Here is a 21,947-nt window from a genome sequence, read left to right on the forward strand (position 1 = left end):
CCTGGTCGAGTGGGGTTGAATCGGCTTGACCAGGGCACACCTTTACTTGTTCCCGTGACTCGTGGGATTGCTACTTCTTGTTTAGTTGGTCCGCCGCCCGGTCCAGCGCCCGTCTTCCTTCTTCACTCGGATGGGGAAGTTGAATGCGTGGGAAATGTGTTCGGAGGTGATGACGTCATTGATCGGTCCCGATGCCGTGATTGTCCCGTCCTTGACGAGCACCGCATGGGTAGTTGTTGCTGGGATTTCTTCCAGGTGATGTGTGACGAGTAGGGACGTCATGTTGGATTTCGCCAGATGATCCAAGGTGTCGAGAAGCTGCTCGCGAGCCTTGAGGTCAAGGCCGGTGGCCGGTTCGTCAAGAAGCAGGAGTTCTGGTTTCCCGGCGAGTGCACGAGCAATGAGGGTCCGTCCCCGTTCGCCTTGAGACAGGGTGGGCCACACCGCGTCGGCACGATGATTGAGCCCGAGGTCCGCAAGGGTTTCCTGCGACAACGCTAAGTCGTCGGGGGAGGGGCTCCAGTAGAGAGGGAGCTCGAGGGTGCCGGTGATGCCGGTGAGGACAATGTCAGTGGCGGTGGGAGTGCCGCGCACGTTATGGCGGGGGTTGACGTGACCAATTCGGGCACGAAGGTCACGCAGATCAACCCTGCCCACGCGGTTGCCGAGAATGTCGACAGTTCCCGACGTCGGGTGTGCCTGCCCTCCGCACAGGGCGAGAATGGTGGACTTTCCGGCACCGTTCTCGCCCAGCATGACCCACCGTTGACCTTCCTCAACCTCAAAGTTCACCCCATCGAGGATCTGAACCCCGTTACGTCGGAACGTGACACTGTCGAGCTTGAGGATGGTCATGTTGTGTGCCTTTCTCTTCACCGATGATCAGGTGTGAACCAGCCGGTGAAGCTGCGGGTCTGAGGTATTGAGCGTATCTGTGTTTATTAGCCCCTGGTCGGTGGTGGCAGAGAACTTAGGGAAGCCTGTCCACTGACAGCTTGTCGTTGTCTCTTAGTCTCTTAAGGGAAGACAACGGTGCGTTCACCGTTGCGGAGGACCCTGCCTTCAGCATGCCACTGGACGGCACGGGCCAGGACGCGGCGTTCGACGTCCTCGCCGATGGCCTGGAGGTCGGCTGAACTGAGGGCGTGGGTGACGCGTTCGACGTCCTGTTCGATGATCGGCCCCTCATCCAAGTCTTCCGTCACGTAGTGGGCGGTTGCACCGATGAGCTTGACGCCGCGGTCATGCGCCTGCTGGTACGGGCGGGCACCCTTGAAGGAGGGGAGGAACGAGTGGTGAATGTTAATGATCGACCCTGCCATGCGCTGGCACAGTTCGGGGGAAAGTACCTGCATGTACCTCGCCAACACAATGAGTTCCGCACCGGTCTCTTCGACGATGTCGAGGAGTTCAGCTTCGGCCTCAGCCCGGCGTTCCTTCGTGAAGGGAATGTGGGTGTAGGGAACGCCGTAGAAGTCGGCAATGGGACGGAGCTTCTCGTGATTGGAAACAACCCGGGTCACCTCGATCGGTAGCCTGCCTTCACGCTTCAGGTAGAGCAGGTCGCTCAGGCAGTGCGAGGTTGTGGAGCCCATGATGATGGTCTTGATCTTGCGGTCTTTTTCGGTGATCTCAACGCGAGCATCGAACTCGGCTTCCAGCTTCTTAACCGGCTCATTCAAATACTCAACCGGTCCAGGAATCTCGGCTTCTACGCGGAGGAAAAACCGGCCGGTATCGGGATCCCCGTACTGCTGGGATTCGAGGATGTTACCGCCCGCTGCGACGAGAATCCCGGAGATGGAGTGGACGATGCCGGGACGGTCGGGGCAGGAAAGCGAAAGAACAATTGAAGACATGGTGACAGGGTAGTAGTTTTCACGTTTCACTCGGTGGATTTATCGCCCCTTGGACAGGGCGCCCTGATGCGATGGGGATAGTATTGGGGCAATTGCCCCGACAATGGAGAAACTCATGGATCTGCTTAACTCGTCGATCAACGAGGTCGACCCCGAAATCGCTGCGGTCCTGGACAAGGAACTGGGTCGCCAACGTGACACGCTCGAAATGATTGCCTCGGAGAACTTCGTTCCCCGCGCGGTCCTTGAAGCCCAGGGGTCTGTCCTGACCAACAAGTACGCTGAAGGATACCCGGGTCGGCGCTACTACGGTGGTTGCGAGCACGTGGATGTGGCAGAGAACCTCGCGATTGAGCGAGCCAAGCAGGTCTTCGGATGCGAATACGTCAACGTTCAGCCCCACTCCGGTGCCCAGGCCAATGCGGCCGTCTACCACGCGCTTGTCTCGCCCGGCGACACCGTCATGGGTCTTGAACTGAGCCACGGCGGTCACCTCACGCACGGCATGAAGATCAACTTCTCCGGCAAGAACTACCGCATCGTTTCCTACGGTGTTCGCAAAGAAACCGGCCTCATTGACATGGATGAGGTGGAGGAGACCACTCTCAAGGAGAAGCCAAAGCTGATCGTGGCTGGCTGGTCCGCGTACCCCCGCCACCTCGACTTTGAACGCTTCCGCAAGATCGCCGACCAGGTCGGTGCCTACCTGTGGGTGGACATGGCGCACTTCGCCGGTCTCGTTGCCGCAGGGCTACACCCGAACCCGATCCCGTACGCGGACATTGTCACGACCACGATCCACAAGACCATTGGCGGCCCCCGTTCCGGCATGATCCTCGCCCAAACCACCGAGCTTGAGAAGAAGCTGAACTCGGCTGTCTTCCCCGGCCAGCAGGGTGGACCACTCATGCACGTGATCGCTGCCAAGGCGGTGGCGATGAAGGTTGCACAGACCCCCGAATTCAAGGACCGCCAGCAGCGCACCCTCAATGGTGCACGCATCCTCGCCGATCGCCTCCTCGAAGACGACGTGAAGAAGGCCGGAATTAGCCTCGTGTCGGGCGGCACCGACGTGCACCTTGTGCTCGTGGACCTGAGGGACTGCGTGCTCGACGGCCAGCAGGCCGAGGACCTCCTCCACTCGGTCGGCATCACCGTTAACCGCAACTCCATCCCCTTCGACCCGCGCCCGCCCCGCGTTACCTCCGGGCTGCGTATCGGTACCCCCGCGCTCGCAACCCGCGGATTTGGTGAAGCCGAGTTCAAGGAAGTGGCCGACATTATTGCCACTACCCTGGTTGATGGCAATAGCGCTGACCTTGATGGCCTGCGCGCACGGGTCAAGACACTGACGGACGCATTCCCCCTCTACGAAGGACTCAACTGATTTGGTAGCACAGGTACTTGACGGCAAAACGACCGCTGCCGCGATCAAGAATGAACTTGCCGAACGGGTTGCCGCACTGAAAGAGCGCGGCATTGTCCCCGGGCTTGGCACGATCCTTGTCGGTGATGATCCCGGCTCCCAAAAGTACGTGGCGGGTAAGCACCGCGACTGCCAGGAAGTTGGCATCAACTCGATTCGAGTCGACCTGCCGGCAACCGCAACTCAGGTAGAGATCCTGGCTGCGGTTAAGCAGTTGAATGAGGACCCGGCATGCACCGGCTACATCGTCCAACTGCCACTGCCCAAGGGAGTCGACACAAACCTCATTCTTGAATCCGTGGATCCTGACAAGGACGCAGATGGTCTGCACCCCACGAACCTGGGGCGCCTCGCGCTACGCACAGCGGAACCAATCGAATCCCCGCTCCCGTGCACGCCCTCGGCCGTTCTCGAACTGCTCCGCCGATACGATATTGACCTCAACGGTAAGGACGTTGCCGTGATCGGCCGCGGCACCACCGTGGGCCGCTCCATCGGTATGCTACTCACCCGCAAGGACATCAACGCCACCGTCACGCTCATGCATACCGGCACGGTCAACCTGGCTGACAAGGTGAAGGAAGCCGACGTTGTTGTTGCGGCGGCTGGCTCTGCCGGACTCGTGAGGGCCGAATGGCTCAAGCCGGGCGCAATCGTTCTCGACGTTGGCGTGTCACGCGTGGTGAACGAGGATGGCACGTCGAGGATCGCGGGTGATGTTGATCCTGCCGCATCCGAGGTTGCTGCGTGGCTGTCACCCAACCCCGGTGGGGTTGGGCCCATGACCCGAGCCATGCTGCTCGAGAACGTGGTGAAGATGGCGGAGGGAACGGAATGAGAGTCACAACTGTCAACGTCAACGGCATCCGGGCCGCGGTCCGGAAAGGCATGGCCGAATGGGTGACCGAAACCAACCCCGATATTCTCCTTCTCCAGGAAGTCCGCGCTCCTGAGGAACTCGTGGAAGGGCTCCTGCCCGGAGACTGGAATGTGGTTCAGCAGGCCTCCCGAGCCAAGGGACGTAGCGGTGTCGCCATCGCAGTGCGCCCTCACCTCGACGTCACCGCAGCCAGAATTGGTCTCGAGGGTGACAACGACGTGGATTCGGGACGCTGGGTTGAAGCCGACGTCACCGTCGGATCGCAGACCGTCACCTTCATCTCCGCCTATCTCTACTCCGGCACCGCCACGAAGGAAGAGGTCATGGCGGCAAAGTACCGCCACTTGGACATGGCGCAGGACCGGCTTGCGGCAATCGAGGGTGAATTGCTCATGGCGGGGGACTTCAACATTGTGCGGGGCCCGAAGGACATTAAGAACTTCAAGCCCAACCACAACAAGACCTCCGGTGTGCTCGATCGGGAAATGGCGTACCTCGAAAAGTGGTTCTCGACCTACGAAGACGTCCACCGCAACCTGGTTGGCGACATTCAGGGCCCGTACACCTGGTGGTCGCAGCGCGGTAAGGCATTCGATAACGATGCTGGATGGCGCATCGACTACCAGATGGCAACGAAGGCCTTCGCGGACACCGCGGTCAGTGCTGAGGTGTGGCGCGCACCGGACTACGCATCGCGCTGGTCTGATCACGCACCCCTGACCATCAACTACGACATCAGTAATTTCTAACTGATCATCGACGGTAACTTGCCGTCGATATTCAAGTAACCCCGCGGGTCATTGCTCTGGAATGGTCCCGGGGGTTTTCTCTTCTTCCAGGAGCGGGGGAGAACTAGGTTCAACCGTGCCGCCAGCCGAAGGCCAGTGGTCAGTCACCGTATGGTGCCAGGACTACTCGTGGATTAAACGGAACCGATCGTTCTGTACATGGCAGCCCGCTACTGGCCCGCACCCTGATGGTCGGCGATGTGATCAGCGGAAATACCTGGCGGATGATTCTCCTGAACGGAGGTGCTGACTTTGGGTGTTTTCGTTGTCTCGCCTCACATGTGGTGAATTATTCGTTTACGCTGGTTGCGTGGCAGAAGAAATTTACTTTAACGCTCCCTCAACGGTGCCGTCTACGCGGCCCATCACGGTTGAGAAGGAGCCCCTTGTCCATAAGGCGATGAACTTGCGTCTCGTGAGGGCCTTCCAGCGATACGGTGTTGCCAAGGGCGCGCTCCTATCCGGTGGTATTGCCTATTCAGCAATCTTCTCGATTGCCGCCGCCCTCACGATTTCGCTCACGGTGTTCATGGCGGTGCTCGGCCGCAACGATGAGCTGAGAACCACCGTGTTTGACGGGATCAACGAGGCGATACCGGGGATCCTGAAGACCGCCGATAATCCGGATGGCATGATCAGTCCCGAATCGCTCATCATGGACACGGCATTCAATCTCGCCACCTTCATCGCACTCGGCGTGTTGCTCTGGACCGCTCTTTCGGTCATGAATGCGCTCAAGGTTTCCATCCGTGCCATGTTCGGTATTTCGAAGCTACCCGAGAACTTTATTCTTCTTAAGACCCGCGATCTCCTTGCCTTTGCCGGGTTGGCTCTCGGCGTGGTGCTCGGCTCCGTCCTCACCACTGCGGCCGGCACGCTCGGAAACACGATCCTTGAGTTTATTGGAGTTGAGGGAGCGGTCGCCCAGTGGGCGATTAGGATCGCATCTCTCACGGTCGCCTTCCTCGTTGACCTGGTGGTCATTGCTCTGCTGTTCCGCTACACGGCAGGGGCACGTCCGCCGAGGCGCGACCTCCTGCTGGGTTCCGCACTCGGCGCGCTCGGCACCTCCGTTGTTCGCTTCCTTGGAACCTCGGTCCTCGGTTCGGTTGCTGATAATCCGATCCTCGCGCCGTTTGCGGCAATCGCAACGTTGCTCCTGTGGGTCAACTTCGTAACCCGTATCGTTCTCATCGCTGCGGCTTTCACAGCGAACCCGCAGCCGCCCATGAAAATCACCGTTCCCGAATCGATCCACGCAAACGACACCCCGAACTTCGTGACCATGTCGGTTCCGGAGACCACACGGTGGACACACGAGCCGTTCACGGGCGTTGTTGTTCCTGACATGACTCGGGATCCTGAATTCTCCGATCGTCAACGAGCCGATCTTCCCGAATGGAAGGATAAGACGGGGCGTAAGCGTCGCAAGAAGATTGAAAAGCTTGAGCTGAAGCTGGCGCAGGCGAAGATGGACTTCCGATTGGAAAGTGAACGGAACCAGAAGTGACCTTTGTAGCAATCATTCCCGCCGGTGGGGCGGGAACCCGCCTGTGGCCGCTCTCGCGGCGGAGCAAGCCAAAGTTCCTGTTGGATATGACAGGGGCCGGCCGCACCCTCATCCAAGCCACCGCCAACAGGCTGGGCGGCCTCGTTGACGATCTTATTGTCGTGACCGGCTCAGATCACGCCCCGCAGGTTGCCGAACAGCTCGGCCTATCAGATTCTCAGATCGTGATCGAGCCGTCCCCGCGAGGAACAATGCCCGCCATTGGCCTAGTCGCGGCAATCGTGGAGCAGCGTCACGGTAGCGACGCGGTCGTCGGGTCGTTTGCTGCCGATCATCTCATTGCTGACACGAAAGCGTTCCAGGATGCTGTTCGCACGGCGATTGCTTCCGCCGAGGCAGGTGCCGTAGCCACGATCGGTATCACCCCAACCAACCCCGATACTGGATTTGGGTACATCGACGTTGGTGAAGAAACCCAGGTATCCGGTTCCTTCCTGGTTAACCGTTTCCTTGAAAAGCCCAGCCTTGAGAGCGCTACTCGCTACGTTGATTCCGGGACTTTCTTGTGGAATGCGGGCATGTTTGTTGCTCGCGCCGGAGTACTTCTGGATGCGCTCGCCAAGTACAAGCCCGAACTCGCCTCGGGATTGAGAGAGATCGCCAAGGCGTGGGACACGGAGAGCCGTACCCAAGCACTGCTTGGGTGGGATGATCTGGAAGACAGTGTTATCGACCGGGCGATCGCCGAGCCATTGGCTGATGAGGGAGGGGTGACCACCGTTCCCGTCTCCATGGGATGGTCCGACATTGGTGGTTACGCTTCTCTTGCCGAGCATCTCGATGATCCTGCCAAGCAGGTATCGGAGAACGGAACGCAGCAGACCGTTGTTCTCTCTGCATCAGCGGGATCCGTTGTGTACGCGCATGATCGCCCCATCGTCATTCACGGAGTCCCCAATGCCGTCGTCATCGACACCGGCGATGCACTGCTCGTCACGACAAAGCAGGCGGCGGCCGGTCTCGGGGGAGTTGTGAGCTCACTACCGGACGACCTGACCCGTCTGCGATAGTTTCCTTAACCGTTAACTAGTTCCCAACTCAAGTCCGGGCTCACTCTGCTAGTGGGCCCGGACTGTATACTTTCAGGTGACTTGGTAGGTCAATGCAATCGAGTTAAGGAGAGCCTCTTATCCCGGAACGAATGACCTTTTTACTGGCGCTGGGCTCCTGGATGGGGGACAGCATTCCAGTTGTTGCGGCCGGTCGATGGTCGAATTGATAGCAGGTCAGATGGGAGGGTGCCAAGTGCGAGGTGTTCACCCGGGTTCTCTAATTCGTGCTCAAATGGGCTGAATGCTCGATTTGGGCGGCGCGTGGGCGCAGAATGTGCGACTATTTAGTTCGTTATCAAACTTTGATGACACGACTTGACCAATAGGCATATGTAAACGCAAGGTTAACGAGTATGCTATTGGTGAAATCCGTGCCGCTCGGGCACGGGCATATAAGTAGGAGTATCGCGTGAAGAAATCCACGTCATTTATGGCACTGACCGGTGTCGCTGCTCTTGTTCTTGCAGGATGCGCTGACGACGCTGCAGACGAGAAAACTGATTCCGAAACTTCGGTCGAGCAGACCGAATCGGAAGATACCGATAGCGACGACACTGAGTCCGAAGATACCGATACCGAGGGCGAGGATGAGGGCACCGATGAGGGTGACGCAACTCGTGACTACTCGGCAATCGACGCCTCTGATTACACCGGTTGCCTCGTCTCCGACGCCGGCGGTTGGGACGACAAGTCCTTCAACGAATCCGCGTTCAACGGTCTGAACGACGCGGCTGACAGCATGGGTGTCAACACTTCGACTGCGGAGTCCTCTTCGGAGTCCGACTTTGACCCGAACGTTCGCGCCATGGTTGACGAAGGCTGTGACATCGTGATCGGCGTTGGCTTCATGCTCGGTGAGGCCGTTGGCAACGCTGCCGACGCCAACCCGGATGTGGCCTTCGCCCTCGTTGACTCCACCTTCACCGACAACGAAGGCAACCCTGTTGACCGCGACAATGCTCGCGCACTCATCTTCAACACCGCTGAAGCCGCATACCTGGCTGGCTACGTTGCAGCTGGCTCCACCCAGACCGGAATCGTCGCCACCTTCGGTGGACAGCCGATCCCGTCCGTCCAGATCTTCATGGATGGTTTCGTTGATGGCGTTGCCGCCTACAACGAAGCACACGGCGCTAACGTCGAGGTCCTCGGTTGGGATAAGGAATCCCAGTCCGGTTCGTTCGCGAACTCGTTCGATGACCAGGCACAGGGCCAGCAGCTCGCCAACGGCTTCATCAACCAGGGAGCCGACATCATCATGCCCGTCGCGGGCCCAGTTGGTCTCGGTGCCGCAGCAGCAGCACAGTCCGCTGGCGACGTTTACATCATCGGTGTTGACTCCGACTGGTACGAATCCGCACCCGAATTCTCGTCCATCATCCTCACCTCCGTGGTGAAGGACATTGATGTCTCGGTTCTCGATTCGATCGCTGACGTTGCCGAAGGCAAGTTCTCCAACGAACCCTTCGTGGGCACGCTGGAGAATGGCGGCGTTCGCCTTGCACCGTTCCACGATCTTGAAGATCAGGTTCCGGCCGAGGTTGTCTCCGAGGTTGAAACGTTGCGCGAGCAGATCATCTCCGGTGAACTCGTCGTTGAAACCCCGAACGCACCGTAAAGTCGGGATCTCAACCAAGATACTGACACGACGGTAACGGTTTGATGGGCGGGCCTGGGACATGCCACGCATGATTCCAGGCCCGCCTCAACGTCTCCGACCAGCTCTCCGCTATCATGGCTGAACTGGTGGACAACACACAGAAAGGCTACAGCCAAGGTGAAGCTTGAGCTTGTTGGGATAACAAAGAAGTTTGGTCCCCTCATCGCCAACGATCACATCAACATCGAAGTCGAACCGGGCCAAATCCATGCCCTTCTCGGCGAAAACGGTGCTGGTAAATCGACGCTCATGAACGTCCTCTACGGACTGTATGAGCCTGATGAAGGTGAGATCCGCATTAATGGGAAGCCCGTGGCCTTCAACGGTCCCGGTGATGCCGTTGCGGCAGGGATCGGGATGGTGCACCAGCACTTCATGCTCGTCCCCGTCTTCACGGTCGCTGAATCCGTAGCCCTCGGCTACGAACCCACACATCCGCTGTTTGGCATGCTCAACATGTCAGAAGCGAAAAAGATTGTGAAAGAAACATCGAAGCGATTCGGCTTTGACCTCGACCCGAATGCGAAGATTGAGGACCTGCCCGTCGGTTCCCAGCAGCGCGTCGAAATCGTCAAGGCCCTGTCACGCAAGGCCGAGGTTCTCATCCTTGACGAACCAACCGCCGTGCTCACGCCCGCGGAAACCGACGAGCTGATGGCGATCATGAAGGAACTGGCAGCGGCCGGCACCTCCATTGTTTTCATCACCCACAAGCTCCGCGAAGTGCGTGCTGTTGCCGACAAGATCACGGTGATCCGCCGCGGAAAGGTCGTTGGCGAGGCCTCACCCGAAAGCTCGGAAACCGAGCTGGCAAACCTCATGGTAGGGCGCTCCGTCCTGCTCAAGGTGGAGAAGGATCCGCCCAAGCCCGCGCCGACCGCGCTCTCCGTCAAGAACCTGTCCTATATTAACGATGATGGCGTCGTCCTCGTCGACGACGTCGACCTCGATGTTCAAGCCGGAGAAATCCTGGGCATCGCCGGTGTTCAGGGGAACGGACAGGAAGAACTTGCCGAGCTTCTCATCGGACTATTGCAGCCCACCGAGGGAACGATCGACCTCAATGGTGAGACGATTACAAAGCACACGGTGCGACGCAGGGTCGATGATGGTGTGGGATTCATTCCCGAAGACCGCATCGAGGACGGCATGGTCGCGGACTTCTCGGTTGCCGAAAACCTCGTTCTCAACCAATACCGGTCGAAGAAGTTTTCCCGCGGCCTATCGATTTTGCCGAAGAAAATCCAACAAAACGCGGAAAAGCTGCGCGAAGAATTTGATATCCGCCTGACCGACGTGTCATACCCGATGACGACGCTATCAGGCGGTAACCAGCAGAAGGTGATCGTGGCCCGGGAAATGTCCCGCAAGCTGTCGCTTCTGGTCGCCAGCCAGCCCACTCGCGGCGTTGACGTGGGTTCGATCGAATTCATTCACAACCGGATCGTCAAGGAGCGCGACACGGGCACGGGCGTCATCCTTATTTCGTCTGAGCTTGACGAAATCCAGTCTCTGTCCGACCGTATTGCCGTCATGTATCGCGGCAAGATCGTTGGTATCGTCCCCTCCCACACCCCGAACTCTGTTCTGGGTCTGATGATGGCCGGGGTGCCGATGGAAGAAGCAATGGAGCAGGAGGCTTCGTGACCACGACAACCGAACCCAAGCCGGTACCGTTTGGGCTAAGAGTACGAGCCATGTTGCACGTGGCACTTAGATCCGAATGGATCATCTCCATCCTTGCGGTCGTGATCGCGTTCATCGTCGGTGCAGTCTTTATTTGGATCGCTGATGCGTCGATCATCGACACCTACTGGCGCCTCTTTAAGGGCGCAATCTACAATCCCGACCGTGACTCGTTCCTGCAATCGATTCGGTCGCTGACCGAAACGTTCAAGAACGCGGCACCCCTGATTCTCGCGGGCCTCGGCCTCGGCCTCGGTTTTCGGGCCGGCCTGTTCAACATCGGTGGCCAGGGCCAGATCATTCTCGGTGCTATCGGTGCAACCTACGTGGGATTCGCTCTCGACCTGCCCTACTTCGCACACCTTCTCGTCGCCCTCGTCGGTGCCGTACTCGCTGCCGGCATCTGGGGTGGCTTCGTCGGTTTCCTCAAGGCCCGCACCGGAGCGAACGAAGTGATCGTCACGATCATGCTCAACTCGATTGCAGCCTCACTGCTCCTCTACCTGCTCTCTCACGATCTCTTCCAGCAGGTCGGAACATCGGAGCTGAAGTCGAAGCAGATCGCGGCTGAGGCACGACTGCCCCACATTCTTCCCGATCCGTTCAACCTCCACGCCGGCATCCTGGTCGCCATCCTCGCCACGATCTTCGTGTGGTGGCTGCTCGAACGCTCAAAGTTCGGTTTCGAACTGCGTGCAGTTGGTTCCAACCCGAACGCGTCCGAGACTGCGGGCATGTCGACCGGCAAGGTCATCACCCTCACCATGTTCGTTTCCGCAGGGCTGTGCGGTCTTGCTGGCGCAAACCAGGTGCTTGGCACGTTCGGCTCTCTCACGCCTGCGGTTGCGGGCACGATCGGTTTCGACGCGATCACCGTAGCCCTGCTCGGACGAAATAAGCCGGTCGGTATTTTCCTTGCGGGACTTCTCTTCGGTGCGTTCTCCGCGGGTGCCCCGCTCATGCAGGGCGCGGGAGTTCCCGTCGACATGATTCTTATCCTCCAGTCCGTCATTGTTCTCCTCATCGCGGCACCCCCGCTGATTCGGTGGATCTTTAGGCTCCCGAAACCGGATAACAAGACCTACCGCGAGTACATCACCCTGCAGCAGGAGGCAAAATGAGCGCCGCCATTCAACTAGAAGCACCCAAGATGGCTGAAGGCACCCGCATGCCGATCTCGTGGAAGATGTCAATCATCTACGGGCTCGCAACCCTCCTCAGCCTCTACTTTGCTCTCAACTCCGATGGCGTGGCCGAATTCGTGTGGAAGGAGATTCGCCCCTCACGGGATGGCTCCAACCTGCTCCTGTATGCCGACCAGACCGTGTGGGCACTGACCGCGGTCATCGCCATCGCCACCGCCTACTCGGTCTATCGCGCGGTGCGGCGCCAGAAGCAACCCCTGTGGCTTGGGCTCATTATTCTCATGGCCCTCGTCGTTGCCTTCCTCACCTTCCAGGGTGGTGGGTCGGGCCGCTTCATCACCATCGCGTTCCTCTTCTCCGCCACCATTACGGCCGCGCAACCACTCATCTTTGGCTCCATGGCCGGCGTCATCTGCGAACGCGTCGGTGTTGTCAACATCGCGATCGAGGGTCAGCTCCTCGTCGGCGCCTTCACAGGAGTCGTCGTAGCGTCCGCAACCCAGAATCCGTGGCTTGGCCTGCTGGCGGCACCGCTCGCTGGTGCTCTCGTGGGCGTGCTGCTCGCGTTCTTCTCAGTCAAGTACGCGGTCGACCAGATCATCGTCGGTGTTGTTCTCAACGTGCTCTGCCTCGGACTCACCTCGTTCCTGCTCGGCACCGTCGTGCGAGATACCCCGGGCTGGAACTCGATCCAGTTCTCGCTGCCTGTCTGGAGCGTGCCGGTCCTGTCCGACATTCCCTTCATTGGGCCCGTGTTCTTCCAGCAGACCATCATCACCTACCTTCTCTACGCCGCTCTCATCGCGCTCACCATCATGCTGTTCAGGTCCCGGTGGGGTTTGCGCATGAGGGCCGTGGGTGAGCACCCGAAGGCAGCAGACACGGTCGGTATCAAGGTCAATAGGACCCGTTTCCTCAACACGGTTTTAGGATCCTCGCTCGCCGGTCTCGGTGGCGCCTCGTTCACGATCGGTGCGACAACGGTCTTCACGGAAAACATTTCCGCCGGCAACGGCTACATTGCGCTCGCCGCCATGATCCTCGGCAAGTGGCATCCGATCGGTGCGATGGGTGCGGCTCTCATGTTCGGTTTTGCTTCCGCGATTGTCGACTTCCTGCCGCTCGTGGCCACCACCCCGATCGACCCGAACCTGCTCGCCATGATTCCCTACGTTGTCACGATCCTTGCGGTTGCTGGCTTCGTTGGTAAGTCGCGGCCCCCGGCAGCTGAAAACATTCCCTACATCAAGGCATGATCATGACGAACTGGGACGAGCTACGCCAGGTAGCAATCGATGCGATGAAGATGGCCTACGTGCCCTACTCGGGATTCCCGGTGGGTGCGGCAGGCCAGCGGGAAGATGGCCAGATCTTCTCCGGATGCAACGTGGAGAACGCCGGATACGGCGTCACACTATGTGCCGAATGTGGGATGATCTCCGACCTCGTCAAAGCCGGGGGAGGCAAGCTCGCTGCGTTCCTGTGCGTCAACGGGAACGAAGAACTCACCTCACCGTGCGGCCGGTGCCGCCAACTCCTGTGGGAGCACGGCACGGCCACCACCCAAATCATGCTCCCGGAAGGAATCATCTCCCTTCCCGAGCTGCTCCCGTATGGTTTTGGCGTATCCGATCTTGCGCAGGTTGAAAGGAAGTAACCGTGACCGAAAAGTTTGATGCCGTCGACATTATTCGCACCAAACGTGACCGCGAGGTCCTGTCCGAACACCAGATCGCGTGGGTCATTGACGCCTACACTCGCGGAGTAGTTGCCGAGGAGCAGATGTCTGCGCTCGCGATGGCGATCTTCCTCAACGGCATGAATCCGGATGAGATTTCGCAGTGGACTCAGGCGATGATTAACTCCGGTGAAGTCATGGACTTCTCGTCGCTGACGAAACCCACCACGGATAAGCATTCCACCGGGGGAGTGGGCGACAAGATCACCCTGCCGCTCGCACCCCTCGTTGCCTCATACGGGGTGGCCGTGCCGCAGCTTTCTGGCCGCGGACTCGGACACACCGGCGGAACCCTGGACAAGCTGGAAGCGATCCCGGGATGGCGCGCGAACCTGTCGAACGATGAGATTCTCGCTCAGCTGGAATCCGTTGGCGCCGTCATCTGCGCCGCGGGCTCCGGCCTCGCTCCCGCGGACAAGAAGCTGTATGCCCTGCGTGACATTACCTCCACGGTCGAATCCATCCCTCTCATTGCTTCGTCGATCATGTCGAAGAAGATCGCGGAAGGAACCGACTCACTGATCCTTGACGTCAAGGTCGGATCGGGTGCGTTCATGAAGAACCTCGAGCAGGCTCGTCAGCTCGCCACAACGATGGTGGAGATCGGCAAGCAGGCGGGAACCCACACCGTAGCGTTGCTGACGGACATGTCCGTCCCACTCGGACGCAAGATCGGCAACGCACTCGAAGTGGAAGAGTCCGTTGAGGTTCTCGCAGGTGGCGGGCCGGCCGACGTTGTGGAGCTGACCGTGGCTTTGGCCCGGGAAATGCTCCTCGCGGCAGGAGTGGATGTCGATCCTACCGAGAACCTCGAGAACGGCCTGGCGATGGACTCGTGGAAGGCCATGATCCGGGCGCAGGATGGGGATCCGGATGCTCCGCTACCCACAGCCAAGCACACCGAGACGGTCGTGGCTGAGTCCGATGGCGTGATTTCGGGGCTGGATGCTCTCAAGCTCGGCTACGCTTCCTGGAAGCTCGGAGCGGGCCGTGCCCGCAAGGAAGACCCGGTACAGGCCGGTGCCGGTGTCACGATCCACGCCCACCTGGGCGAGCCTGTCAAGGCTGGTCAGGCACTCCTCACCCTTCACACGGATGACGAGCCGCGGGTTGAACGGGCGAAAGAGTCCCTTGAGGGTGCGATCACGATCAGCACCATGGCATCGACCCGCGACTCGGTGCTGTTGGATCGGATCTCCTAGTGCTGGATGGGTTCCATCTCGGTCGGGTGGTGGCGCCCTTGCAGCGCCCCATCCGCACCCGAGTGGGCACCTCCACCCCACCCACATACCCGCCCGTCCCCGTTGTTCTCGGGCAAACCCTCGTCACCCAGGCCGATGCAACCAAATGCGGGGCAGCGGTCTTGCTTATGTTGGAAGCCTCCGGTGATCCAACACTGGCGCGCGAGCTAGAAAACAACCCCGAACTCATCACTACCTACCAGCAGACCATTCATGATCGGGTGAGCAGACGTGCCGTGGGACCGGTGGATTGGCCCCAAAGTTTTGGGAGCCCGCCGTGGACACTCGCGCGCGAGGCACGCTTCCCGGGAGTTACCTACCGGGCTCATGCGCTCGATGACAGGACTGAGCACGGTCGGGACCTACTTCATGCGGTCCTGCACGCGAACCAGTCCGGGATCCCCGTCCCCCTGTACACGGGCGGGAATATTGGGCAGGGGCTCGCGAGAGCATTGCCTCGGCATGTGGTTCTTGCCGTCCCCCACACCCTCGAAACTCGGAGCAGTTCCCTGCGGATCTACGAGCCATCCGCGGGAATGCTGTACGACGTCAGCATCGATGAACTCCTGAAACGGACCACGAAACATAGGGCGTTGGGGAACTGGACGCACGTCGTGTGGGCGATCCTGCCCTATCCGACAAAGTCCGCCTAGCAGCACCGGCCGATCTGGGGCAGGGAAAGACAATCGAAGAAAGAAGGGGAGGACACAACGCTGGTATTGTGCCCTCCACTTCTTTGCCTCCTAAACGAGGTGAATACTCGCGCTAGGGAAGAGTCAGTGCCTGGGACATGTCCTGCTGAAGGCGGGACATGCGAGCCGAGGCCGCGGAACGTGCCTGGGATAGGCTGTCGGTCACGGGTTCGATGACTTCCAGGTAGCACTTGACCTTCGGCTCGGTTCCCGAGGGCCGCACAACGGCACGATCCCCGCGCTCGTTGAGCAGCACGATGGCATCGGTTGGGGGAAGTTCGTCAGAGCCCTCCGTGAGGTCTTCGGTGCTGACAACCGGGAAACCGGCAAGCATGGTGGGCGGGTTTGCTCGCAGGTGTGCCATGGTGGCGGGCATGAGCCCCAGGTCGCTCACCCGGATCGTCACCGGGGCCGTGAGGTAAACACCGTGCTTGATCGCCATCTCATCCAGCCGGTCGGACACGGTCATGCCCTTGGAGCGGAGTGATGAGGCAATGTAGGCGAGCATGAGCCCGGCCGAGATCCCATCCTTGTCCCTTACGCCGTCGGGATCGACGCAGAATCCGATCGCTTCCTCGTAGCCAAAGATCAGGTCGGGGACGCGGGCAATCCACTTAAAACCGGTCAGCGTGGACTCGTGGGTGAGGCCGTGACGTCCCGCGATCTCTTTGAGGAGGCGAGAGGAGACGATCGACGAGGCGAGTGTGCCACCGGTGAGTGCACCGATGCGGGCGATCTGGTCGCCGATGAGGGAACCGATTTCATCCCCGGACAGCTGACGCCATTCGTCTCGTTCGGGGATCGCCGCCGAGCAGCGGTCAGCATCCGGGTCGTTGGCGATGACAAGGTCGGCCTTGAGGGACTTGGCGGTAGCAATCGCCAAATCGAGAGCCCCGGGTTCTTCAGGGTTGGGGAAGGAAACGGTGGGGAAGTCCGGATCGGGTTGGGCCTGTTGATCGACTTCGTACACGTTCGTGAACCCGGCCCGGTGGAGAACTTCCTTCATGGTAGTGCCGCCAACTCCGTGCATGGAGGTGATGACAATCTTCATGTCGGTGCGGTTCTGGTACGGAACAAGCGAAGAAGTTCGTTCCAGGTAGGCTTCCTTCACCTCGGGGCCGATCTCGGTCCACCCGGTCGTGGCGAGCGGGATCTCGTCGGCATGTGGGGTGAGCGCAATCTTCTCGGCGATCATCGAATCGTATGGCGGAATGATCTGCACTCCCTGCCCATCACCCGTGACGGCCCGGCCACCGAGGTAGACCTTGTAGCCATTGTCGCGCGGGGGATTGTGGGAGGCCGTCACCATGACCCCGGCATCCGCATTGAGATGACGCACGGCCCACGCGAGAAGCGGGGTGGGCACGTGGGAGGGGTAGATCATGGCCCGGGCACCCATGGCCGTCGCAACAGCGGCGGTGTCGAGGGCGAAGTCGCGGCTGTTGTGGCGAGCATCATAACCGATGACAAGCAGGGCGTTGCGGCCGACCTGCTCCTGGAGGAAGTCGATGAGGCCAGCTGCTGCTTTGCGGACGACGGCACGGTTCATGCGGTGCGGTCCGCCCGCCATCTCACCCCGCAGGCCCGCAGTTCCGAATTCGAGAAGGCTTCCAAACCGGTCCTCGAGTTCCTTCGTGGCCTCGGCATCCCCGTCTGCTGATCGCTTCTTCAGGTCGGTGAGTTCACGACGGGTCACCGGATCCGGGTCGTGCTCGATCCAGGAATCAATATCAATCATGATTGGCTCATTTCCGTGATGATGCTGGCGAGCAGGCTTGCCAGGCGCGGCCCGGCATCGGCACCAGCCTGGAGAACGTCCTCGTGGGAGAGGGGAGCGGGAGCGAAACCGGCCGCCTGGTTCGTGACGAGCGAGATACCGAGAACTTCGAGCCCCGCCTCACGTGCCGCGATCGTTTCGAGGGCGGTAGACATGCCCACGAGGTCAGCGCCGAGCAGGCGAGCCATCTTTACCTCGGCAGGAGTCTCGTATTGGGGGCCGGGGAACTGGGCGTACACGCCTTCCGGCAGGTTCGGATCCACGCGGCGCGCAACCTCGCGCAGGCGCGGGCTGTAGGCATCGGTGAGGTCCACGAACCTGGCACCCTGGATGGGGGAGGTGGAGGTCAGGTTGATGTGGTCCTTAAGCAGCACAGCGGTTCCGGGCCCCCATTCGGGAACAGTTGATCCGCACCCATTGGTCAAGATGAGGGAGGTGGCCCCGAGCTTTGCCGCGGTGCGCACACCGTGTGCGACAGGGCCGACGCCCTTCCCTTCGTACAGGTGGGTGCGTGCCCCAAGAATGAGGACGTGCCCACCTCCGGCAAGTTCACGAACAGTGAGGCTACCGCCGTGGCCGGCTACGCCCGAAACACTGAAACCGGGCACTTCTTCGGCGGGGAGGCGTACGACGATGTCGCCCAGAAGGTCCTCCGCGCCTTTCCAGCCCGATCCGAGTATGAGAGCAAGTTGAATGGTGTCGATTCCGCTCTGACGCCGAATGTGATCGGCTGCCTCAGCGGCAAGGACATAGGGATCCTGAGTAGTCATGAATCTACGGTACATTCTCCGCACCACATTTCGTTATCCATTCCTAAGAGTGCCCCAAGCGGCAACTTATTTGACACAATGTGACGGTGGATACAACGCAGGAGCAAAGCAGTACTGGCCCGACCGCTTCAGGGGCACCCAAAGGCAAACTACCCGGAGCTTCCCGAGTACGATCCGGCTCACGAGTCGTCATCATCGGCGGTGGACCTGGCGGCTACGAAGCAGCACTGTCAGCCCGCCAGCTCGGAGCGGTTGTCACCCTCATCGAAAACAAGGGAATGGGAGGCAGCGCGGTCCTAACCGACGTGGTCCCCTCCAAGACTCTCATCGCTTCAGCCGAATGGCTCCATTCGGTTGAATCCGCCGATGAACTCGGAATCGTTGCCACGGGAGAACCCTGGACCGTATCCCTTCCCGCCATCAACCGCCGCGTCCTCGACCTTGCCTCTCGGCAGTCGAACGACATTCGCGACCGCGTCATCAGCCAGGGTGCCGAAGTGCTCGCCGGCAAGGGAACCATCCTCACTGCTTTGGGAAGCAACGGTACCCGCATCGTCCGCGCCTACCTGGATGACGGGACTTCGCAGGACATTGAGGCCGAAATTGTTCTTGTCGCCACGGGTGCCACGCCACGGGAGTTGCCGGATGCGAAGCCGGACGGGGAGCGGATCCTCAACTGGACCCAAATGTATTCGATGACCGAACGGCCCGAACACCTTGTCGTCGTTGGTTCCGGTGTGACCGGCGCCGAGTTCGCTGGCGCCTACATGGGGATCGGCGTGAAAGTCACCCTCGTCTCCTCCCGCGACCGAGTGTTGCCGAACGAAGACCCGGATGCCGCGAACGTTATCGAGAACGTCTTTGCGCGCCGGGGGATGACGATTCTGTCCCGCTCCCGTGCCGAATCCGTGACGCGCACAGACGACGGTGTGCTCGTGACCCTGGCGGATGGTCGCACGGTTGAAGCATCCCACTGCCTCATGGCGGTTGGTTCAATCCCCAATACGGAAGGACTTGGCCTTGAAGAAGCCGGAGTCCAGCTCACCGACTCGGGACATATCCTCGTCGACAAGGTGTCGCGTACGACAGCCTTCCGCATCTATGCTGCCGGGGACGTCACGGGCTCCATGCCGCTCGCATCCGTGGCGGCCATGCAGGGCCGCATCGCTATGAACCACGCCCTCGGTGACTACGTGGAGCCCCTCGACATTGCGAAAGTCGCATCCAATATTTTCACCGCTCCCGAGATCGCCCACGTGGGTGCCACCCAGCAACAGTGCGATGAGGGGCTTGATGCTGTCGTAACGCTCGTTCCGCTCATGAGGAACCCGAGGGCGAAGATGCAGGGCATGACGGAGGGCTTCATCAAGTTGATCGCCGAGACCTCGACCCGGGTCATTATTGGTGGCGTCGTGGTTGCCCCGGGAGCATCCGAATACATTCTGCCCATCGCACTCGCCGTCACCGCCCGCATGACAGCCGACGACATGGCATCCGTCTTCACGGTTTATCCATCCCTGTCAGGATCACTGACGGAAGCCGCCCGCCAACTCCGCAATTCGATCGCTGCCACAGATATTCGAGAGCGCCTCAACCCGCACGACAGGACACCGAACAGGTAGGGTCATACGGACGAAAGGAACAAATCGATGAAATCCTACCGACGTGGCCCCGTACTCCTTCGCGGCGATCAAATCCCCAAGTCAACAACAGATGCCAGGCTCCTCGCCCCCGATCAGGATTCCTCCTGGGTCCATTCTGACCCGTGGCGGGTCATGCGCATCCAAGCCGAATTCGTTGAAGGCTTCGGGGCGCTCGCGGACCTCGGGCCCGCGGTCTCCGTTTTCGGTTCCGCCCGCACCTACGAGGATGATCCGGCATACAAGTTGACGGTGGAGATTGGTAAGAAGCTTGTCGAGAACGACTTCGCGGTCATCACCGGTGGCGGCCCCGGCATCATGAAAGCCGCGAATCAGGGTGCGGTTGAGGCAAAGGGTGTTTCAGTTGGTCTCGGTATCGAACTACCCTTCGAGCAGGGCATGAACGATCACGTCGACCTGGGCATCAACTTCCGCTACTTCTTTATTCGCAAGACCATGTTCGTCAAGTACTCCCTCGGGTTCATCGTGCTTCCCGGAGGCTTCGGCACGCTCGACGAACTGTTCGAGGCCCTCACCCTCGTACAAACCCACAAGGTCCGTTCCTTCCCGATCGTTCTCGTGGGCCGCGACTTTTGGCAGGGCCTGGTCGACTGGATTAAGAATACGCAGCTCGTGGCCGGCATGATCTCACCGCAGGAACTGGACCTCATCAGTGTTGTTGACACTGCTGAGGAAGCGATTGAGGCTGTATTGGCCGGAATTAGTGCGGTTGCCGAGGAAGTGAACAGCGAGCTTCAGTGACGTAATTCTCCCCTCTGGTCTTCCAATGACGTAAACTAGAGGGGACCTTTAAGTTGAAGGAGACAAACACATGGCAGCGCAGAAACCCCGCTCGGGTGACGGACCTATCGAAGTGGCAAAAGAAGGCCGCGGGATCGTCATGAGAATCCCAGTTGATGGCGGAGGACGCCTGGTGATCGAAATGAACGCTGAAGAAGCTACAGAACTCGGTGCCGCGCTCAACGCAGTCGTAAGCTAGCTTCTACAACTATTCCCGGACACAACAGGAGTTGCTGTCCGGGAATTCTTTATGCCAAGACCCAGTCGTGGTACGAGGACCCGATCATGGAACCACGAGTTAGTCGTGAAACCTCACGAGGAGACCGATATTCGGTCGAGTCCCTGGCGATGACTCCGCCACAAACCCACGGTGCCCTGCCCCGTGATGGCCGGCATTATGCGTCTTAGACAGGCTTTTGGAACAGGAGGAGGCCGGGACCAATCGGAACGAGAGCCGAGTTCGCTCCCTGCTCAAGAATGTCACGAACAAGGCCGCGTAGCGCCACCGTGTCGGGTTCGCGTCGCGCCGGGTCAGCCACCCGCCCATCAAGAAGAGCCCGCCCAATAACGAGTAGCCCGCCTGGACGAAGGATACGGAGGGCTTCCTGGACATCACCCGGAGCTTCCTCCGGTGAGCCATCGACCAGCACCAAATCGTAAGAGCGGTCGGCAAGGCGCGGAAGAATGTCCGCGGAGCGGCCCTTGATGAGGCGAGTGCGGGAGGCGCGAATCCCGGCCCGGGCAAAGAGCTCACGTGCTGTCCGCTGAGCTTCACTCTCGACGTCGATGGTCGTGAGGGTCAGCTGGTCATTGCCCTTGAGAAGGTAAAGGCCAGAGATCCCGGCACCGGTGCCAATCTCAACGGCGGTTTGAGCGCCAGCAACCGAAACTAACAGGCGCAGGAGAGCGCCGGTTGCGGGGGAGGTAGCGGCAAGCCCAAGATCATCTGCTGTTGCCCGTGCGGACGCCAGCAATCCGTCTTCAACGGTCTGTTCTTCTGCAAACGCCCACGACAGCGTCTTGTCACCTGACATGCTTTCCTCCTCAATACCTGCCGACTATCTTACGTTGCCGCCGGTATCCATGCGCGAATCTTTCCCCCACCCATTCATGACATCCACTACTTCCCGCACCCAGCACCCATGAATAATGAGTTGCGGTCGATCATGTGCCACCAAAATGTGGTCTACGACGCGCTCCATCTAGTCCCTAGGTAACATGT

The 21,947-nt window shown here is 59.9% G+C and carries 20 protein-coding genes; 15 read left to right on the plus strand and 5 right to left on the minus strand.

Translation table 11 applies throughout. The features are described 5' to 3' along the window. Positions 1-81: 81 nt before the first annotated feature. Entirely contained in the window at positions 82-855 is a 774-nt protein-coding gene (locus BN1241_RS02470) for an ABC transporter ATP-binding protein (RefSeq protein WP_054952135.1), read from the minus strand. Positions 856-1,016: 161 nt separating this feature from the next. Next, positions 1,017-1,859 (minus strand): formyltetrahydrofolate deformylase, encoded by an 843-nt coding sequence (gene purU, locus BN1241_RS02475; RefSeq protein ID WP_054952136.1) that lies wholly within the window; start codon positions 1,857-1,859, stop codon positions 1,017-1,019. 115 nt (positions 1,860-1,974) lie between these two features. Between purU and glyA the strand changes: the two genes are divergently transcribed. From glyA to BN1241_RS02535, 12 genes are all read left to right on the plus strand, one after another. Continuing rightward, a complete protein-coding gene (glyA, locus tag BN1241_RS02480; protein WP_054952137.1) occupies positions 1,975-3,246 on the plus strand; it encodes a serine hydroxymethyltransferase in 1,272 nt (423 codons plus the stop codon). Position 3,247: 1 nt separating this feature from the next. Continuing rightward, positions 3,248-4,123 carry a bifunctional methylenetetrahydrofolate dehydrogenase/methenyltetrahydrofolate cyclohydrolase gene (locus tag BN1241_RS02485; protein WP_054952138.1) on the plus strand — a complete coding sequence of 292 codons (876 nt, stop codon included), beginning with the start codon at positions 3,248-3,250 and terminating at the stop codon, positions 4,121-4,123. Continuing rightward, complete coding sequence (locus BN1241_RS02490) at positions 4,120-4,914, plus strand: exodeoxyribonuclease III (protein WP_054952139.1); 795 nt, start codon at positions 4,120-4,122, stop codon at positions 4,912-4,914. The genes BN1241_RS02485 and BN1241_RS02490 overlap by 4 nt, the downstream gene beginning before the upstream one ends. Before the next feature lie 349 nt (positions 4,915-5,263). Continuing rightward, on the plus strand, positions 5,264-6,463 hold the full coding sequence (locus tag BN1241_RS02495; protein ID WP_147599221.1) for a YihY/virulence factor BrkB family protein: 1,200 nt from the start codon (positions 5,264-5,266) through the stop codon (positions 6,461-6,463). Further along, positions 6,460-7,533 carry a mannose-1-phosphate guanylyltransferase gene (locus BN1241_RS02500; protein WP_054952141.1) on the plus strand — a complete coding sequence of 358 codons (1,074 nt, stop codon included), beginning with the start codon at positions 6,460-6,462 and terminating at the stop codon, positions 7,531-7,533. Before BN1241_RS02495 ends, BN1241_RS02500 begins: the two co-directional genes overlap by 4 nt. Positions 7,534-7,984: 451 nt before the next feature. Beyond that, the gene (locus tag BN1241_RS02505) at positions 7,985-9,193 is read left to right on the plus strand and encodes a BMP family lipoprotein (RefSeq protein WP_054952142.1); all 1,209 of its coding nucleotides are present in this window, start codon (positions 7,985-7,987) and stop codon (positions 9,191-9,193) included. 159 nt (positions 9,194-9,352) lie between these two features. After that, positions 9,353-10,882, plus strand: coding sequence for an ABC transporter ATP-binding protein (locus BN1241_RS02510; RefSeq protein ID WP_054952143.1), 1,530 nt, complete (start codon positions 9,353-9,355; stop codon positions 10,880-10,882). After that, on the plus strand, positions 10,879-12,042 hold the full coding sequence (locus tag BN1241_RS02515) for an ABC transporter permease (protein WP_230198244.1): 1,164 nt from the start codon (positions 10,879-10,881) through the stop codon (positions 12,040-12,042). Before BN1241_RS02510 ends, BN1241_RS02515 begins: the two co-directional genes overlap by 4 nt. Next, the gene (locus BN1241_RS02520; protein ID WP_082418169.1) at positions 12,039-13,322 is read left to right on the plus strand and encodes an ABC transporter permease; all 1,284 of its coding nucleotides are present in this window, start codon (positions 12,039-12,041) and stop codon (positions 13,320-13,322) included. Before BN1241_RS02515 ends, BN1241_RS02520 begins: the two co-directional genes overlap by 4 nt. Then, entirely contained in the window at positions 13,319-13,723 is a 405-nt protein-coding gene (locus BN1241_RS02525; protein WP_054952145.1) for a cytidine deaminase, read from the plus strand. Before BN1241_RS02520 ends, BN1241_RS02525 begins: the two co-directional genes overlap by 4 nt. A gap of 2 nt (positions 13,724-13,725) precedes the next feature. Further along, a complete protein-coding gene (locus tag BN1241_RS02530; protein WP_054952146.1) occupies positions 13,726-15,006 on the plus strand; it encodes a thymidine phosphorylase in 1,281 nt (426 codons plus the stop codon). Positions 15,007-15,035: 29 nt separating this feature from the next. Continuing rightward, positions 15,036-15,698: a hypothetical protein gene (locus BN1241_RS02535; protein WP_187117590.1), complete on the plus strand. Its 663-nt coding sequence runs from the start codon at positions 15,036-15,038 to the stop codon at positions 15,696-15,698. Between the two features lie 112 nt (positions 15,699-15,810). Here BN1241_RS02535 and BN1241_RS02540 read toward each other — a convergent pair whose 3' ends face one another. Further along, the gene (locus BN1241_RS02540; RefSeq protein WP_054952148.1) at positions 15,811-17,475 is read right to left on the minus strand and encodes a phospho-sugar mutase; all 1,665 of its coding nucleotides are present in this window, start codon (positions 17,473-17,475) and stop codon (positions 15,811-15,813) included. Continuing rightward, entirely contained in the window at positions 17,472-18,284 is an 813-nt protein-coding gene (locus tag BN1241_RS02545; RefSeq protein WP_054952406.1) for a purine-nucleoside phosphorylase, read from the minus strand. Before BN1241_RS02545 ends, BN1241_RS02540 begins: the two co-directional genes overlap by 4 nt. A gap of 86 nt (positions 18,285-18,370) precedes the next feature. On the opposite strand from BN1241_RS02545, the gene BN1241_RS02550 reads away from it, so the two are divergent. From BN1241_RS02550 to BN1241_RS12170, 3 genes are all read left to right on the plus strand, one after another. After that, entirely contained in the window at positions 18,371-19,906 is a 1,536-nt protein-coding gene (locus BN1241_RS02550) for an NAD(P)H-quinone dehydrogenase (RefSeq protein WP_082418170.1), read from the plus strand. 27 nt (positions 19,907-19,933) lie between these two features. Beyond that, positions 19,934-20,686 carry an LOG family protein gene (locus tag BN1241_RS02555; RefSeq protein WP_054952149.1) on the plus strand — a complete coding sequence of 251 codons (753 nt, stop codon included), beginning with the start codon at positions 19,934-19,936 and terminating at the stop codon, positions 20,684-20,686. Between the two features lie 70 nt (positions 20,687-20,756). Continuing rightward, positions 20,757-20,924, plus strand: coding sequence for a DUF3117 domain-containing protein (locus BN1241_RS12170; protein ID WP_077138240.1), 168 nt, complete (start codon positions 20,757-20,759; stop codon positions 20,922-20,924). Between the two features lie 205 nt (positions 20,925-21,129). Here the strand turns inward: BN1241_RS12170 and BN1241_RS02560 are convergent, their stop codons facing one another. After that, on the minus strand, positions 21,130-21,759 hold the full coding sequence (locus BN1241_RS02560) for an O-methyltransferase (protein ID WP_054952150.1): 630 nt from the start codon (positions 21,757-21,759) through the stop codon (positions 21,130-21,132). Positions 21,760-21,947 lie beyond the last annotated feature (188 nt).

It is taken from the genome of Flaviflexus massiliensis (genome assembly GCF_001375495.1).
GTDB lineage: Bacteria > Actinomycetota > Actinomycetes > Actinomycetales > Actinomycetaceae > Flaviflexus > Flaviflexus massiliensis.

Excerpts from the sequence above, each read along its gene's own strand:
- BN1241_RS02470 (WP_054952135.1), bottom strand. The coding sequence starts at position 855 with ATGACCATCCTCAAGCTCGACAGTGTCACGTTCCGACGTAACGGGGTT.
- purU (WP_054952136.1), bottom strand. The coding sequence starts at position 1,859 with ATGTCTTCAATTGTTCTTTCGCTTTCCTGCCCCGACCGTCCCGGCATC.
- glyA (WP_054952137.1), top strand. The coding sequence starts at position 1,975 with ATGGATCTGCTTAACTCGTCGATCAACGAGGTCGACCCCGAAATCGCT.
- BN1241_RS02490 (WP_054952139.1), top strand. The coding sequence starts at position 4,120 with ATGAGAGTCACAACTGTCAACGTCAACGGCATCCGGGCCGCGGTCCGG.
- BN1241_RS02520 (WP_082418169.1), top strand. The coding sequence starts at position 12,039 with ATGAGCGCCGCCATTCAACTAGAAGCACCCAAGATGGCTGAAGGCACC.
- BN1241_RS02525 (WP_054952145.1), top strand. The coding sequence starts at position 13,319 with ATGATCATGACGAACTGGGACGAGCTACGCCAGGTAGCAATCGATGCG.
- BN1241_RS02540 (WP_054952148.1), bottom strand. The coding sequence starts at position 17,475 with ATGATTGATATTGATTCCTGGATCGAGCACGACCCGGATCCGGTGACC.
- BN1241_RS02545 (WP_054952406.1), bottom strand. The coding sequence starts at position 18,284 with ATGACTACTCAGGATCCCTATGTCCTTGCCGCTGAGGCAGCCGATCAC.
- BN1241_RS02555 (WP_054952149.1), top strand. The coding sequence starts at position 19,934 with ATGAAATCCTACCGACGTGGCCCCGTACTCCTTCGCGGCGATCAAATC.
- BN1241_RS12170 (WP_077138240.1), top strand. The coding sequence starts at position 20,757 with ATGGCAGCGCAGAAACCCCGCTCGGGTGACGGACCTATCGAAGTGGCA.
- BN1241_RS02560 (WP_054952150.1), bottom strand. The coding sequence starts at position 21,759 with ATGTCAGGTGACAAGACGCTGTCGTGGGCGTTTGCAGAAGAACAGACC.